9 protein-coding genes are annotated in these 16,929 nt (G+C 43.6%); all 9 read left to right on the top strand.

All coding sequences use genetic code 11. The annotated features are described in order from the left end of the window. The first annotated feature begins 96 nt into the window (after nucleotides 1-96). The 9 genes from NDI34_RS17425 (at nucleotide 97) to NDI34_RS17385 (ending at nucleotide 16,849) form a co-directional block, all read left to right on the top strand. Nucleotides 97-1,536 (top strand): NCS2 family permease, encoded by a 1,440-nt coding sequence (locus NDI34_RS17425; protein ID WP_348233317.1) that lies wholly within the window; start codon nucleotides 97-99, stop codon nucleotides 1,534-1,536. A gap of 334 nt (nucleotides 1,537-1,870) precedes the next feature. Then, nucleotides 1,871-7,897, top strand: a complete 6,027-nt coding sequence (locus NDI34_RS17420) for an AAA family ATPase (RefSeq protein ID WP_348233296.1) — start codon at nucleotides 1,871-1,873, stop codon at nucleotides 7,895-7,897. Further along, nucleotides 7,897-9,465, top strand: a complete 1,569-nt coding sequence (locus NDI34_RS17415; protein ID WP_348233295.1) for a response regulator — start codon at nucleotides 7,897-7,899, stop codon at nucleotides 9,463-9,465. The genes NDI34_RS17420 and NDI34_RS17415 overlap by 1 nt, the downstream gene beginning before the upstream one ends. A 654-nt stretch (nucleotides 9,466-10,119) precedes the next feature. Continuing rightward, entirely contained in the window at nucleotides 10,120-11,745 is a 1,626-nt protein-coding gene (locus NDI34_RS17410) for a glycosyltransferase family 39 protein (protein ID WP_190414815.1), read from the top strand. 415 nt (nucleotides 11,746-12,160) lie between these two features. Then, nucleotides 12,161-13,861, top strand: a complete 1,701-nt coding sequence (gene hflX / locus NDI34_RS17405; protein WP_190414814.1) for a GTPase HflX — start codon at nucleotides 12,161-12,163, stop codon at nucleotides 13,859-13,861. Between the two features lie 201 nt (nucleotides 13,862-14,062). Then, nucleotides 14,063-14,461, top strand: coding sequence for a hypothetical protein (locus NDI34_RS17400; protein ID WP_242029033.1), 399 nt, complete (start codon nucleotides 14,063-14,065; stop codon nucleotides 14,459-14,461). 189 nt (nucleotides 14,462-14,650) lie between these two features. After that, nucleotides 14,651-15,196, top strand: a complete 546-nt coding sequence (locus tag NDI34_RS17395) for an NUDIX hydrolase (RefSeq protein WP_348233294.1) — start codon at nucleotides 14,651-14,653, stop codon at nucleotides 15,194-15,196. A 242-nt stretch (nucleotides 15,197-15,438) separates the two neighbouring features. Then, nucleotides 15,439-16,221 (top strand): DUF72 domain-containing protein, encoded by a 783-nt coding sequence (locus NDI34_RS17390; RefSeq protein ID WP_348233293.1) that lies wholly within the window; start codon nucleotides 15,439-15,441, stop codon nucleotides 16,219-16,221. Nucleotides 16,222-16,444: 223 nt separating this feature from the next. Beyond that, nucleotides 16,445-16,849 carry a hypothetical protein gene (locus tag NDI34_RS17385; RefSeq protein WP_348233292.1) on the top strand — a complete coding sequence of 135 codons (405 nt, stop codon included), beginning with the start codon at nucleotides 16,445-16,447 and terminating at the stop codon, nucleotides 16,847-16,849. Nucleotides 16,850-16,929 lie beyond the last annotated feature (80 nt).

Below are 16,929 nucleotides of genomic sequence, written 5' to 3'. Positions count from 1 at the left end.
CTCAAACGCTTCAAGGCATTTCCAAACTGTGTAGCATCATCCCAAAAATTTCTCAATAAAACTTTACTCTGAGTAGAGTGCGTGTCAGACAAAAAAATGAACAAGGATGAGTTGAGCAAAACTGAAGTCGTTGCCAGTCAAGGATCTTCGCCCCCGCCGACCGGGTGGCAGGGTGCGATCGCGCGATTTTTTAAATTTGAGGAATTCCACACCAACTTTCGCACCGAAGTGTTGGCAGGCGTGACCACGTTTATGACAATGGCATATATTCTGGCAGTCAATCCGGGAATTTTGTCAAATGCCATTTTTCTGGAAAAACCGCAAGATTTATTTGGGGAGTTGGCGATCGCAACCGCGATTTCCAGCGCCATTGCGACCTTGATGATGGGATTAACGGCTAATTATCCGTTTGCCTTGGCACCGGGAATGGGACTCAATGCCTTTTTTGCCTTTTCTGTCGTTTTGGCACTGAAAATTGATTGGCGAGTTGCCCTCAGCGCCGTTTTGATCGAGGGGCTAATTTTCATTGCCTTGACCCTATCAAGTATTCGCAGCCAAATTATCCGCGCCATTCCTGAATGCCTCAAACAAGCGACAGCGGCGGGAATTGGTTTATTTATCGCTTATATTGGCTTGGCTGGCGATCCGAAAACGGGGGGTGCGGGGATTATTGTGGCGAACCCCGTCACGAAAACCGCCTTGGGAAACTTGCAACAGCCGCAAACACTGGTAGCGATCGCGGGGATTCTCATCACCTTTGCTTTTGTCGCTCGCCGTGTCAAAGGAGCGCTATTATGGGGAATTCTCGCCACTGCCTTGTTGGGATGGATTCTTCGCATTACACCCCCGCCCTCTGGAATTATCGCACTTCCCCAGTGGCCAGGAGCTTTGCTCGGTCAAGCTTTCCAGGGGTTGAGTCAGATTAATCAAACCAATATCTGGAATTTGATCGCTGTCACCTTTGTCTTTTTGTTCATCGATCTGTTCGACACCATCGGCACCCTCGCCGGTGTCGGCATCCAGGCAGGCTACATTGATGAAAATGGGGAACTGCCCCGCGCGAGTGAAGCGCTGATGGCAGACGCCGTGGGAACCACTGTGGGGGCAATTCTGGGAACTTCCACCGTCACAACCTATATCGAGTCAGCCGCTGGCGTCTCGGAAGGGGGACGCACCGGGTTTACTGCCGTTGTCGTCGCCGCCTTATTTACTCTGTCAATATTTTTTATCCCTTTGTTGGCAGCAATTCCCGCCTTTGCTACAGCACCCGCACTGCTCGTTGTTGGCGTCTTGATGGCAGGAAATGTCCGTCTAATTCGTTGGGACGATCCTGCCGAATCAATTCCCTCTTTTTTGACGATTCTCCTGATGCCTTTGACTTACTCAATTGCCGAAGGTTTATCAATTGGTTTTATGACTTATCCACTGGTAAAAACATTTCAAGGAAAAGCGCACGAAGTCAGTTTAGCTGTGTGGATTTTAGCTGGAGTATTTGTACTGAGATTTGTATTTATGGCGGTAAACTCTGCTACGTAAAGTAACGACTTAGAAGCGAGCAGAAACTCCATTTCTAAATCCTTTTGCCAAAAAATTGCTTTTTTAAACCACAAAGGCACTCAGACACCAAGCTGAAGAACTTCGTGTTTCCTGAATGTCTGAGTAGCTTTATGGTTCATCTTATCCAATCCCTTGCGTCATCAAGCTGGGTAGTGTGGAAATACTAACTTGTATGTCTGAATATTGAGCTTTATTTAGGATTCGAGAATTTGTAGGGGGGTTTGGGAACGATAAATCGACTGGCGAATTATCCTTATTTTTAGGGATTCCCATAAATTTATTCCCAATTAACGCTACCCACACTCTTATAAAAATGATTCTTCCCCTTCCCGGTTACGAACTCGTTGAAGCCCTACATGAAGGCACCGATACCGTTATTTATCGTGCTTCTAGGAAGTTGGATAAAACACCAACGATCGTTAAAGCGATCAAAGCCGAGTATCCCACCTTAGAAGAGCTGACCCGGCTAAAACATGAATATAAAATTTTAGAAACGCTAGTAGATATAGAAGGAGTTGTCAAGCCCCTAGCTTTAGAAAACTATCAGAATGGTCTAGCACTTATCTTGTCAGATTTTGGGGCAATCTCGCTAAAAAATTATATTAGCGATCGCTCTTTAGACTTAAGCGAACTTTTAAACATAGCCATTCAGCTAGCATCCACACTTGCTCAACTGCATTTAGCCCAAATTATTCATAAAGATATTAAACCTCAAAATATCATCATTAATCCAGAGACAAAGCAAGTTAAAATAATCGACTTTAGCATTGCTTCTCGTCTAGAAAGAGAAAACCAAACCCTTGGCAACCCCGCCTTACTTGAAGGTACTCTCGCCTATATGTCACCGGAACAAACCGGGAGAATGAATCGGTCACTTGACTACCGCACCGACTTCTATTCTCTAGGTGTCACCTTTTATGAAATACTCACAGGTGAATTGCCTTTTAATGCTAGCGAGCCTCTGGAATTGGTACACAGCCATATCGCCAAAATGCCACTTCCACCTCATCAACTAAATACGGAAATTCCAGAGGCAATTTCCAATATTGTAATGAAACTGTTAGCTAAAAATGCTGAAGACCGCTATCAAAGTTCAGAAGGTTTAAAGTTTGACTTGGAAATCTGTCTAATGAAGCTACAGACTACCGGAAGAATTTCTGACTTTATTCCCGGTAGTGCTGACAAAGCAGGTCAATTACTGATTCCTCAAAAACTTTATGGTCGTGAGGCGGAAGTTACTACCCTGTTAAATACCTTTGAGCGCGTCTCCGATGGTACTGGGGAAATGATGCTTGTTTCCGGTTATTCCGGCATTGGTAAAACTGTTTTAGTCAATGAAGTTCACAAACCTATCGTTCGACAACGGGGATATTTTATTGCAGGTAAATTCGATCAGTTTAAGCGCAATATTCCTTATGCTTCCTTGATTCAAGCATTCCAATCCTTAACTCAACAACTTCTAACCGAAGGCGAAGCAGAAATTCAACTTTGGAGAGAGAAACTCTTAGGTGCTTTAGGCGTTAACGGGCAAATAATCGTTGATGTAATTCCCGAAGTTGAACTGATTATCGGCAAACAATCACCCGTAGCAGAACTAGGGGCGACTGAAGCTCAAAATCGTTTCAGCCGTGTATTTAAACAATTTATAGGCGTATTTACAACTGTTGAACATCCCCTAGTTATCTTCCTAGATGACTTGCAGTGGGCGGATTCAGCATCGCTGAAATTGCTCGAACTGCTAATGATCGATACCGATAACAAGTATTTATTGCTGATTGGGGCATATCGAGATAACGAAGTTTTCCCCACGCATCCAACAATTCAAACGATTGACAAGATTCGCAAAACTGGGGCGGCAGTAAATGATATTGTCCTTCAACCCTTAAACCTGGTTCATGTCGAAGAATTAATTGCCGATACTTTAAATGAATCAGTAGAAACGCGAAATTTAGCCTCTCTACTTTTCAACAAAACTCAGGGAAATCCTTTCTTCTTAAATCAACTGCTCAAAACCCTTTATCAAGAAGATTTATTAACTTATGATTTATATTCTAGAACATGGCGCTGGAATATTAAGCAAATTCAAGCGATCGGCATCACCGATTATAATGTTGTCGAACTGATCGCTAGAAATATTCGCAAGCTGCATTCAGACACCCAGAAAGTGTTAAAACTGGCTGCTTGTATTGGCAACACTTTTAATTTAGAAGTTTTGAGCGTTATCAATGAAGAATCCTCCTTGGTTACAGCGGCACAGTTGTGGTCAGCGCTTCAGGCTGGTTTAATTTTACCTTTGAGCAATGAGTACAAAATTCCGTTGGTATTTAGTCAAGAAGAATCCGGGGAATTTACTTTAACTGATGTCAAAGTTGACTACAAGTTTTTACATGACAGAGTGCAGCAAGCTGCCTATTCTTTGATTCCAGATGAAGAGAAGAAAGCAACACACTTGAGGATTGGTCAATTACTGCTACACTCCACAACGCCAGAAGAACGAAAAGAAAATATCTTCGCTTTAGTTAACCAACTCAATTACGGTACTGACTTACTAAAAACTGAAGCAAAAAAATATGAACTAGCCCAACTCAACCTGATTGCAGGTCAGAGAGCCAAAGCAGCTACAGCGTATGACTCGGCTGTTAAATACTTGCACGTAGGTTTGGGACTGTTGGCAGATTCTAGCTGGAAGAGTCAGTATGACCTAACATTAGCGCTGCATACCGAAGCAGCAGAAGCAGCATACTTAAGCGGTGACTTTGCTCAAATGCAGAGATTGGCTGAAATCGTGCAAAACTGCGCCAAAACGCTATTGGACAAAGTGAAGATATCCGAAGTCCAGATTCAAGCTTATATGGGGCAGAACAAGCTGCTAGAAGCACTGAATACGGGGCTGCAAGTCTTAAAGCATTTGGGGGTAGAGCTTCCTGACTCGCCAAACCCGTCTGATATTGGGCAGGCGCTGGGGGAAACTGCGGCAATTTTGAGCGGAAAGCGAACTGAGGAATTAATCGATCTCCCTGAAATGACCGATCCTCATCAACTAGCAGCGATAAGGATTCTGTCAAGTATATTTTCTGCTTGCTATTCTGCGATGCCCTCACTGGTGCCTTTAACAGTATGTAAACAGGTCGATTTATCCGTTCAATATGGCAATGCTTCTGTGTCTCCCTTTGCATATGCCGTATATAGTCTTCTTCTTTGCGGGGCTGTAGGAGATATTGAAGGGGGTTATGAATTCGGTCAATTAGCTTTGCGTTTAGTATCTAAGTTAAATGCTAAAGAAATCGAGGCCAAGACGTGCCACTTGGTCTATGCTGCCGTTCAACATTGGAAGGAACACGTCAGGAATATTCTAGAACTTTTCCTGTCAACTTTCTCTAGCGGGTTGGAAACCGGAGATTTAGAATATGCTGGCTATGCCATCATGGTGTGGAGTCATTACTCGTTTTTTGTTGGCAAGGAACTAATGCAACTCGAACGAGAGATAGCAACTTACACGGATGCCCTTCATAAAATTAGCCAAAAAACAGCACTTAATAATACAAAAATTTGTTGGCAAGCCGTCTTAAACATGATGGGAATAACCCAAAATGTATACCAGTTAAAGGGGGAAGCCTATGACGAAGATAAAATGCTACCGCTATATCAGCAAACCAACAACCAACTAGCAATTCATTACTTATACTTGCACAAGCTTGCGATTAGTTATGTTTTTGAAAATTACGCGGAAGCTTTAAAAACTATTCCTCAGATAGAAAGTTCTTTCGGTTCGTCTACAGGACAGCTAACTGTTGTTATCTTCTATTTCTATGATTCTTTAGTACGGCTAGCTGTATATTCTGATTCACAGTCTGAACAACAGGATATTCTTAATCGAGTACAAGCTAATCAAGAAAAAATGCAAAAATGGGCGCATCATGCCCCAATCAATCATCTGCACAAATTCTATCTAGTAGAGGCAGAGCGGCTTCGGATTTTAGGCGGAAAAATAGAAGCGATGGAGATGTACGATCGGGCGATCGCACTCGCTAAAGAAAACGAGTATATCAACGAAGAAGCATTGGCTCACGAACTAGCTGCTAAATTCTATCTGTCATGGGGTAAAGAAACTATTGCTCAAACTTACATGACAAATGCCTACTACGCTTATATGCGCTGGGGAGCAACAGCCAAAGTTGAGGATTTAGCAAAACACTACTCCCAATTACTCGCCTCTGTCCTTAACCAAAAATTGAGCAAAAAGACAGGCACTACGATTAAACAGACGCGCCAAAAAACCATTAGTTCTAGCACTTCCGGTGTTTCAGAGGTTCTAGATTTGGCAACAGTGATGAAAGCATCCCAAGCGATTTCTAGCGAAATTGTGCTAGCCAACTTGCTCGATAAGTTGATGAAAATTTTGATAGAGAATGCTGGTGCAGAAACTGGAGCGTTGATTTTATCAAGAGACGGTCAATTCTTCCTAGAAGCATTGGGGACTAAAGATGAGATACAAGTGCTGGAATCCCAGGCACAATTAACCAGTCAGCAGTTGCCTATTTCGGTACTGAATTATGTTTCTAGAACCCAAAAAGATGTTGTTTTAAATGATGCCAGCCACGAGCAAATCTTTAACGCCGATCCCTACATTAGCCAACATCAACCCAAGTCACTGCTCTGTACTCCGATTCTCAATCAAGGTAAGCTCGCTGCTATTCTTTATCTAGAAAATAATCTGGTTGTGGGAGCTTTCACTCAGCAACGGGTGCAAGTATTGCGGATGTTATCGGGACAGGCTGCGATCGCTCTAGAGAATGCACGACTCTATGCTCATTTAGAATCTGCCAACCAACAACTAGAAGAATACAGCAATACTCTGGCGGCGAAAGTAGAAGAGCGAACCCTGGAGTTACAAGAAAAAAATGTCCATTTGCAAAAAGCCCAGGAAATTGCTCAATCAGCCAACCGTGCTAAGAGTGATTTTCTCGCAAATATGAGCCATGAATTGCGGACACCGCTCAATGGCATTTTAGGTTATGCCCAAATCTTCAAGCGAGACAAAAGTTTAACTGATTTACAAAAAGATGGTTTAGGTATTATTCACCAGTGCGGCGACCATCTGCTAAACCTGATTAATGACATTTTAGACCTTTCCAAAATTGAAGCCAGGAAAATGGAACTTCACCCAACAGATTTTCATTTTCCAGAGTTTCTAGAAGGCATTGCCGAAATCTGTAACATCCGTGCCGAACAAAAAGGCATTTCTTTAATTTACGAGCAGATTACTCAACTTCCCACAGGTGTTAGGGCTGACGAGAAACGATTGCGGCAAGCTTTGCTAAACTTACTCGGCAATGCTGTCAAATTTACTGAAACTGGAGGCGTGGCTTTTAAAGTCGGCTATTACAAAGGCAAAATCCGGTTCCATGTGGAAGATTCAGGAATTGGCATGGCACCAGAGCAATTAGAAGAGATATTTTTGCCGTTTCAGCAGGTGGGAGAAAACCATCGCAAATCTGAGGGAACCGGATTAGGATTGGCAATTACCCGCCAATTAGTTCAGATGATGGGTGGCGAAATTCAAGTCCAAAGTATTTTAGGAAAAGGCAGTATTTTCTTCTTTGATTTAGATTTGCCTGAAGTTTTTCAATATGCTGAAGGTGTCAAACAAGATCAAAAAAATATCGTAGGATTTAAAGGCTATAAGCGGAAAATCCTCGTAGCAGACGATAAGCGAGAAAATCGCTCAATTTTGCTCAAGATGCTATTGCCTTTAGGGTTTGAAATTTTGGAAGCGATAGATGGCAAAGACTGCCTGAAGAAAGCGGCTGAATTTAATCCCGATTGCATCTTAATGGACTTGATGATGCCTGAAATGAATGGCTTTGAAACGACTCGGCGTATTAGGCGATCGCCCGAACTAAAAGATGTGATAGTGATTGGAACTTCTGCCAGCGTTTTTGATTTCGATCAGAACAAAAGTAAGGAAGCCGGCTGCAATGATTTTTTGCCCAAGCCAATCCGAATACCAGAGCTTTTAGAAAAGTTACGACTTCACTTAGGGCTGGAGTGGGTTTATGAAGAAAACGAAAATCAACTAGAAAAAGACTATAAAGAAGAAAATTATCAGCCCAAAAACCGAAGCAATCAGCATTCATTAGCTACTCCATCAGCAGAGGAAATTGCAGCTTTATTTGATTTAGCAATGAAGGGCGATCTCAAAGGCATTGTAGAGCGAAGCGATCAACTAGAAAAATTAGATATTAAATATGCACCTTTTTCAGGCGAATTGCGTCAATTAGCTAAAAGCTTTCAAGTTAAAAAGATCCGCGAATTTTTAAGGACTGTAGGAAAAAATTAATGAATCCTTCAAATATTGAAAATGGGGTAATTTTAATCGTTGATGACAACCCTACAAATTTAGGAGTGTTGTTCGATTTTTTAGTGAATTCAGGCTTTCAAGTATTGGTAGCGCAGGATGGCGAGGATGCAATTGCTCAGGTTGATTATTCCCCGCCCGATCTGATTTTATTAGACGTACTCATGCCCGGTATAGATGGGTTTGAAACTTGTCAGCAATTGAAAGCGAAGGAATCAACGAAAGACATCCCCGTAATTTTTATGACGGCGCTTTCTGAGACTGTGGATAAAATCCGGGGATTGAATCTTGGGGCGGTTGATTACATTACTAAGCCGCTTCAACATGAAGAAGTTTTATCCCGAGTCAAAATCCATTTAAGCTTGCGAAATCTGACTAAAAGATTGCAGAAACAAAATGTGCATCTGGAACAGGAGATTGAAGAGCGAACTAAGGCAGAGAAAGCACTTTTAAAACTTACATCTGAGTTAGAAGGGCGGGTAAAAGAAAGGACGGCTGAACTTTTCCTATCCAATCAGCTGTTGACCCAATCAAATCAGCATCTGCAACAGGAGATCCAAGAGCGCATCTCTACTGAAGCAGCCTTGCAAGAATCAGAAGCACGCTATCGAGAACAAGCGCATCAGCTTAAACTTTCCTTCCGCCAACTTCAAGAAACTCAAAGCCAACTGGTTCATAGTGAAAAAATGTCTAGTTTGGGGCAACTGGTAGCGGGTGTCGCCCATGAAATTAACAATCCCGTTAACTTCATCTATGGGAATCTCACTCACGCCCATCACTATAGCCAAGATTTGCTCGACCTCTTGAGCCTCTATATGAAGTACACTCCTGCACCGCCACCTGAAATTAAGGAACACGCTGAGGCAATAGATTTAGAATTTTTAATTGAAGACCTGCCCAAATTGCTGAGTTCGATGAAAATTGGATCTGACCGCATCCGCGAGATTATTTTGTCGTTGCGGATTTTTTCCCGCATGGATGAAACCCAAATGAAGCCTGTGGATATTCATGCTGGGCTAGATAGCACGCTGCTGATTTTGCATAGTCGGTTCAAAGATAGCGCTAACCATCCAGGTATTCAACTTGTCAAAGAATATGGCAATCTGCCTCTGGTGGAGTGTTATGCAGGTCAACTCAACCAGGTGTTTATGAATCTACTGGCGAATGCAATTGACGCTTTGGAGGAGTATGACAAAAAGCGATCGCCTGAGGAGATTTTCTTTTGCCGCAGTACGATTCGGATTCGCACCGAAGTAACGGACAATGAGTTTGTGACAATTTGGATTGGGGATACTGGCCCCGGTATAGCAGAGGAAGTACGCGATCGCCTATTCGATCCCTTCTTTACGACGAAAGCAGAGGGTAGAGGTACGGGTTTGGGATTATCGATTAGCTACCAGATTGTAGTCAACAAACATGGTGGTCAGATGACGTGTATTTCAGCACCAGGACAGGGGGCGGAGTTCATGATTAAAATTCCGGTTCGGTCGTGCCATCCAGAATTAGGTTGCCAATGCGCCATTTTGGAAGAAAGCGGAAATTCGGTCTAATATCAGAACCCGTCAGGTGTCAACTTAAGATTGGCTTAGCGGTTGAAACCACCGCGATACAGACAAAACCTCCCTTCTCCGGTTCAAAACTTATGATTCCATGAGTCCCCGCAAGCCGGACTTAGTTTATTTAGCCGTGGCTTCCAGTCGCTAGGGCTTCAGTAAAACTAGCAGTATCTTCAATTAAACACTATCAAACTTCCACTTTTTCAACGCTAAACCGTAATATTACTGAGATTTAATAAAAGATGGATTGGCGTACATACTGCTAAATCCCTTACCTGCCTGTAGCTTAGACAACACTTCACTAAGTCTTTGTTATTTGCTAGGAAAAGATGAATTTTCTGTAAAGATTCTGTAAAGACTCTCTGGAGAGTCAGTATTTCCCCTAGGGATTGCTTAGGATATAGCGGAAGCACTCCTAAGAAGCTGGGTATTTTTACTTAATTTTTGGCTTATATATACAAAACGAGCAAGAAACTGATTTCCACAAGTTACGTGTTTTTACGAGAACCTTAAATTTTCATCTACAAAATTAGATGGCTTGTGATTCTGAAAAGCGTGCAGAGGCTAATCAAAAGAACATAGAGCCTTTTGAAACTGGGTTTAAGTACTTGATATTTGTGGATTGGAAGAGGATATAGGAAAATCTATATGCCAAAAACTGGGACTCAGGCTAAAACTAATACTAAACTAAATAGCCGAGGTTCCTACTCCTGGGAACTTCCTCCAACTTGGCTACAATTTTTAGTCATCAGCGTACTGGTTTTAGGCATATTTTTTCGATTTGCAAATTTGGATCGAAAAGTTTACCAACACGACGAAGCTTTTACCTCAATGCGGATTTCTGGCTATTCCAAACCAGAAGTGCAACAGCAACTTTTTGATGGTCGTGTCATCAGTGTTGAAGACTTACAAAGGTATCAGCGTCCCAATCCAGAAAAAGACTTAATCGATACCATGCAGGTGCTAGCGCAATACCCAGAACATCCGCCGCTATATTACGTGATGGCACGATTTTGGGTGCAGTGTTTTGGCAGCTCGGTGGCAGTGACAAGAAGTTTGGGTGCCCTAATTAGTTTACTAGCGTTTCCTGGCATTTATTGGCTGTGCAGAGAATTATTTGAGTCATCGTTGACGGGATGGATAGCGATCGCTATCATCGCTATTTCACCTTTACACGTACTGTACGCGCAGGAAGCGCGGCAGTATAGCTTGTGGACGGCAATTGTCTTGCTATCGAGTGCAGCACTGCTACGAGCTATCCGGGTTAAAACTAAGCTAAGTTGGGCGATCTATGCAGTTACTGCGGCATTGGGACTCTATTCAAACTTATTTTTTGGGCTGACTTTAATCGGTCATGGGATTTATGCCATTTTAACTAAAGCCCATCGAGAAAATAAAACAGTTATTGCTTATTTACTGGCATCGATAGCAGCATTTCTAACTTTCGTACCCTGGGTTTGGGTGGTTTTGAGTAGCGATCGCATCATTGACAGAGTGGCATCAGCTCCAAAACCACCCAATTTATTTACTTTAGTTAAATGGTGGACTCGGAATCTCAGCAACATTTTCTTAGATGTAGATCCTAGCGGTTACTGGTTCGATCCGATTGGTTATGACGATCCTTTTTCTATTCCTCTTAGTTTAATCTTAGTTGGTTATTCGATTTATTTTCTCTATCGCCATACCCCAGCGAAAATTTGGCTATTTATTTTTACTTTTACTGGGATTGCGGTTATCCCCCTCATGCTACGAGACTTAATGACTGGGGGATTTTTATCTACAGCACCGCGATATTTGATCCCATCTTATTTAGGAATCCAGATAGCTGTTGCTTACCTCCTGGCTAGTAAAATTACTTGGAATTTCAATTCCATCCGGCAACAAAAACTGTGGCAATTTGTGATAGTTGTTCTACTTTCGTGCGGAGTTTTGTCCTGTGCAATCAGCTTTCCAGCAGACGTATGGTGGAACAAGTTTATGGACACTTATAATCCTCAAGTGGCTCGCATCGTTAACCAAGCTTCTCATCCACTTGTGATTAGCGATACTAAGATTCCGGGAAGTGTATTATCTCTCAGCCGCCTACTCAGTCCGAAAGTACAGCTACAGTTGGTGAGCCAACCAAAAACATTTCTAGCTGCTGATGGTTTCAGCGAGATATTTTTATTTGATTCCTCAGATACTTTACGAAACCAACTTGAGAAAACACAGGGTTACAACTTAAAAATAGCTTTCAAAGGCTACAAGTTTGAACTTTGGGAAGCAGAAAAATAGCGGAGGCAATCCTATTTTATGCCTAAACAAGAATTTGTGAATAATTGGTAATTGGGGATTAGGATAAAACTCAATAATCTATTCCTTATTCAGTAAACGGACGAACTAAATTATTTATAGCCTGAAGAAAGTGTTTGTCGTTCTACCTTAAACCCTTGTCAATGTTGCATTTTTTACCTCAAGAGCGCCGACAAGATAACTAGCGATCGCAAACTCCAACGCCGCTATCCTCATGCTCAAACTTTAAGCGATAGCCTTTGTCGTAGACGCTGTAAATCACTTGTCCGCCCATCTCCCATTTTTGCCAGTCGCCGTTCTTAACCTTGACTTAGTCCAAAAGGAAGATTAAGTCAAGAAAGAAGATTAGTAAATATTGAAGCAAAGGATTCAATACGCCAGTTTTTTAGCGCGTCTTATGCAAACTATTTACGGAAATCTTCAAGGATTACAATCGAGCCATATCAAGCAACTACAGCGGCTTTACGAACAGCGCCAACCAAGCGATCGCCTGACGACTCCGGAATTCGCTCAAGCGCTAGCCGAAATTAGTACGTCCATTCATCACCCTGTATGCTGTTACATCAATCGACGTGGACACCCAATCCGAATCGCCGTCGGTACTCCCAGCCAAACGCAAATTCCGCCCCAAGAGTTGCCCCGGCATAAGGGCGAACACTTGAGTGGAATTCGCTGTCTTGCCACTCAACTCAAATCCGATCCACCAGATACAGCGGCACTCAGGGCAATGGCACAGCAGCGCCTAGACGCCTTAGCAGTGTTAGTTCCAAAGGGCGATGGAGCGCGACGAAATGGTGAAGCCGCAGGCGATGTCAAGGAAGCTTATCTGGCTCACCTGGTTCCCGAAGCAGAAAAGCCCTGGGTTATTTCTCGTCCCCTTAGCTTAGATGACCTGACAGAGCAAGGCTTTGACGACTTAGTAGATGAATGGGAGAGTGAGTTCTCCGAGTCAGGCTTTGAAACATCGCAATTCCACGAGAATAACTCAAAAGGCGATCGCGTTCTGCTGGTTGGGTTGATGACAGAAGACGTCTCTCCCCAGCGGTTTCAAGATGGTCTGGAGGAACTCGTTCGCTTGGTTGAAAGTGCCGGAGGACAGGTATTAGAGACAATGCAACAAAAGCGATCGCGTCCTCATCCTCAAACGGTCGTTGGTCATGGAAAAGTTGAAGAAATTGCACAACGCGCTCATCAACTGGGAGCCAATATCATTGTCTTTGACCGAGATATCTCTCCCTCTCAAGCTCGTAACCTAGAAACCGAGATCGGTATCCCTGTCGTAGACCGGACTGAAGTAATTCTCGATATCTTCGCTCAACGCGCTCAATCCCAAGCGGGTAAATTGCAAGTGGAATTGGCGCAACTGGAATATATGCTGCCTCGGCTGAGGGGTCGGGGTCGGGAAATGTCCAGACTAGGAGCCGGGATTGGTACGAGAGGACCGGGTGAAACCAAGCTAGAAACAGAGCGGCGAACCATTCAGCGCCGAATTGCCCAACTCCAGCAGGAAGTCAACCAATTACAAGCGCATCGCTCCCGGATTAGACAACAACGGCAAGAGCAAGAAATTCCCTCGATTGCCGTGGTTGGTTATACCAACGCTGGGAAGTCCACCCTGCTGAACGTGTTAACCCACGCCGAAGTTTATACGGCAGATCAACTATTTGCCACCCTCGACCCCACAACTCGAAAGCTAGTCATTACAAACCCCGAAACCCAAGAGCGGCGGACGATTCTTCTGACAGACACGGTCGGGTTTATTCACGAACTCCCGCCACCGCTCATGGATGCCTTCCGAGCCACCCTGGAGGAAGTAACGGAGGCGAATGCCATGCTTCATGTCGTCGATCTATCCCATCCCGCTTGGGAAAGCCACATCCAGTCGGTCATGGAAGTGCTTGGAGAAATGCCTGCCCTTCCAGGTAAAGCTTTGATTGCCTTTAACAAGGTCGATCAAGTAGATAGCGAAACGCTAGCCTTCGCTCAACAACAGTATCCCGAAGCTGTGTTTATTTCAGCTACTCAACGCTTAGGTTTGGAGACCCTACGCCAGCGGATGGTGCAACTGGTTGATGAAGCAGTTTCACAACCGCACTAATAAAAATGTGACAAGAAGCCAGTAATTACGGTGTCTATTTTTGGCAATGTCCCCCGCTTAAAAAGGGGTTATAAGCATTTTCCCCCTTTTTAAGGGGGATTCGGGGTTCCCTCTGGGGAGAGGGGGGATCGAGTGTATAGGACACCCAGTTAAGTCAAGAACCAGCAAGCTAAGCAAACAAGAATTCACACACTATTTGCAATGATGAACAATCCAATAACGTGGAAGTACGTATTTCAAACCAAAGCTATCATTAACTGGGTCGAATCTGTAGCTTTGTTGTTATCTGACCAATGGATTCGCCAAATCCTGGGTCAAGAACCGCTCACCAATCCTGAATATTTACATCTGTTTGGCGCATTGGTATTTACAATCGGGATTGGTTATTGGTGGGTTGGTAAGGATATCTCTCGAAATCACGATCTTATAAGATTTGGAATTTGCGCCCAAGTTTCTGTCTTTATCGTTTTGGCTTATCACACCTTGATCGGTGGTCTTCACCCATTTTATTTAGTTCCGGGTGTCATTGACCTTACCTTTGCGATTCTCTTTAGTTTATTTCTCTCCTCTTATGAGCGGATTAAACCAGCTTTAGAGTAATTAGAGTCGAGTATATGCAACTTAGAACCCCACCCCTACCCGTGAAGGGGGAGGGAGAAATCTTACCTTCCTATGTCAACGGGAAATTATAGCAATCATAAATGATTCCTGAACGCAAGATACCCGACTTCTTGGAGAAGTCGGGTATCTGATCTCGCATCTGACAACTCAAATAGGAGAGAACGCAACATGACACAAAAACATGGCCCTTGGACAATCCAAGAAACAAATCGAAAGTACCAAAATTCATTTATCAATGTTCGTGAAGACCAAGTTCTCCAACCTGATGGACAACCGGGTACGTATGCTACCGTCACAATGAAATCTGGCGTTGCTATTTTGCCAATAGATAGCGATCGCGTAGTCTATCTTACCCGGCAATTTCGTTATGCGCTTGGCAAAGAAAGCATTGAAGTTGTCGCTGGTGCTATTGAGGAGGATGAACCGCACCTGGAATCTGCACAACGAGAAATTGAAGAGGAACTGGGAATTCAGGCTTCGGAATGGCTCGATCTCGGAGTTTTTGACTTAGATACATCAATTGTCTGCTGTCCGGTGCGTCTATTTTTAGCAAAGCAATTAACATTCACGCAATCCCATCAAGAAGGAACAGAAACGATAGAAACAGTTCGGATTCCCTTAAGTGAAGCGGTGCAAATGGTCATGGATAGTGTAATCACTCATGCACCAAGCTGCGTTCTGATTCTGAAAGCCAATAAGGTACTTGGAGAATAATATTGGGGAATAATAGGCGATCGCGCTGACACTGGCTAAACATATCACCAAAAACTTTGGAACTTATGAATAAGTCTCACGGTTGGGACGTACTCAAACTAAGCTAATGGCAAATGCGGCTGGCAAATGTGACTCGCAATAGTAGCTATGACTTTGGTTGCGGCTTCCTTTTCAAGCACTTTTAGTCACTTGGGCTTGGTGGTTTACCAGAGATAATGATTTAGTTCAAATGGAACAACTGAATGAGTGAAGAACAAGAGCAGGAATCTCAACCTTTTACGGCAGCTCCGCTGCTGCAAATTGGTACTAGCGGTTGGGTTTATAAGCACTGGATGAACATTTTCTATCCAGCGCAAATGCCTGGAAGCCAACAACTACCATTTTACGCACAGCACTTTCCGACTGTAGAAATTAACTTTTCTTTCTATCGTCTGCCAGAGCGGTCTGTATTTGAAACGTGGCGAGAACAAACGCCTGAAGGGTTTCTTTTTGCTGTGAAAGGTAGCCGTTACCTTACCCACATGAAAAAGTTAAAAGAGCCAGATGAACCGCTATCTCGCTTAATGGAACGAGCGGGCGGTTTGCAAGAAAAACTAGGCCCAATTCTGTTCCAATTTCCTCATACTTGGCCCCTTAATATGGAGCGCCTTCAGCCATTTTTAGAATTGCTTTCTTCTTATCCAGAACAACGTTATACATTTGAATTTCGACACCAAAGTTGGCTAATTCCACAGGTGTACGAACTATTAGAACGTGCGGGTGCAGCCCTTTGTTTGCCAGTCAGTCCCACGGTTCCGCTAGATATTCGTTTGACTGCGCCCTGGACTTATATCCGGATGCACAGTGGGCAATGGGGCGTTGGCTACAGCGATGAAGAATTGTCTACCTGGGCTTCCCATATCCGCTCATTTCTTCAACAAAAGATTGACGTGTACGTGTATTTCAACAACGACCCAGATGGTCATGCTATCCACGATGCTGAACGCCTGAAAGCATTACTGTCCATGAATTGTTCAACGTTTTAGTGATGAGGAAAAGCAAATAATACCTGGCGATTGGAAATCGCGGCTACACAAACAAAGTCCGCCTGCGCGGACTATTGAACTCTGCTTCTGTCAGGTTTAGCGTGTAAGGACGCGATCGCTCGTTTTCTGTGATGCATCTAAATTGTTAGCGCTAGCTGTGTCGTGGGAATACTGAGAAAGAATGCGATCGCGCCTCTTAAGTTTTAGAAACCAGGAGAAAATCATGAGTTTAACAGTTACAGTAACGTTTATGCTTGCTGACTGGATCGCCAAAGGACTTGCAGATGGAACCTTTGAGCGCGTTGGGGGTGTGATCCGGGAAGTGGGGACGAAACACGTTGTTACATGGTTGCGTGACGTGGGAGCAAATTCTTCTCAAATACCAACGCCAACTGGTTCTTCTCCCAATTTACTCAACCTTATTTTCTCTGGAGGGAGTTTGGCTGGTTCAGTAGCTAACGCTGCTGTTACAGGAAAAGGATTAGCTGATGTTAACCAGCGTTTAGGTGGAATTGGGCAACAAGTAGTAAATATTCAGCAGGGTTTGCAACACGCTCAAGGAATTTTGCAAGTGGCTTCTGCTGCTTGCCGACAATACAGCAGATTGCAAGTTCATGAAGTACAGTAGCAGCAGTTTGTGAACCAGTTGCGTAGGTGTTTTGGATTGACTAAATCAAGTGCAGTAGCAAGCAAAGTATCAACCATTTT

The sequence above is a fragment of the Trichocoleus sp. DQ-U1 genome (assembly GCF_039961925.1).
Classification (GTDB): Bacteria; Cyanobacteriota; Cyanobacteriia; order Cyanobacteriales; family FACHB-T130; genus FACHB-T130.
Note: the sequence above shows the minus strand (reverse complement) of the source record. Positions and strands in the feature narration are given on the sequence as shown.

Excerpts from the sequence above, each read along its gene's own strand:
- NDI34_RS17400 (WP_242029033.1), top strand. The coding sequence starts at position 14,063 with ATGATGAACAATCCAATAACGTGGAAGTACGTATTTCAAACCAAAGCT.
- NDI34_RS17390 (WP_348233293.1), top strand. The coding sequence starts at position 15,439 with ATGAGTGAAGAACAAGAGCAGGAATCTCAACCTTTTACGGCAGCTCCG.
- NDI34_RS17385 (WP_348233292.1), top strand. The coding sequence starts at position 16,445 with ATGAGTTTAACAGTTACAGTAACGTTTATGCTTGCTGACTGGATCGCC.
- NDI34_RS17410 (WP_190414815.1), top strand. The coding sequence starts at position 10,120 with ATGCCAAAAACTGGGACTCAGGCTAAAACTAATACTAAACTAAATAGC.
- hflX (WP_190414814.1), top strand. The coding sequence starts at position 12,161 with ATGCAAACTATTTACGGAAATCTTCAAGGATTACAATCGAGCCATATC.
- NDI34_RS17420 (WP_348233296.1), top strand. The coding sequence starts at position 1,871 with ATGATTCTTCCCCTTCCCGGTTACGAACTCGTTGAAGCCCTACATGAA.
- NDI34_RS17395 (WP_348233294.1), top strand. The coding sequence starts at position 14,651 with ATGACACAAAAACATGGCCCTTGGACAATCCAAGAAACAAATCGAAAG.
- NDI34_RS17415 (WP_348233295.1), top strand. The coding sequence starts at position 7,897 with ATGAATCCTTCAAATATTGAAAATGGGGTAATTTTAATCGTTGATGAC.
- NDI34_RS17425 (WP_348233317.1), top strand. The coding sequence starts at position 97 with ATGAACAAGGATGAGTTGAGCAAAACTGAAGTCGTTGCCAGTCAAGGA.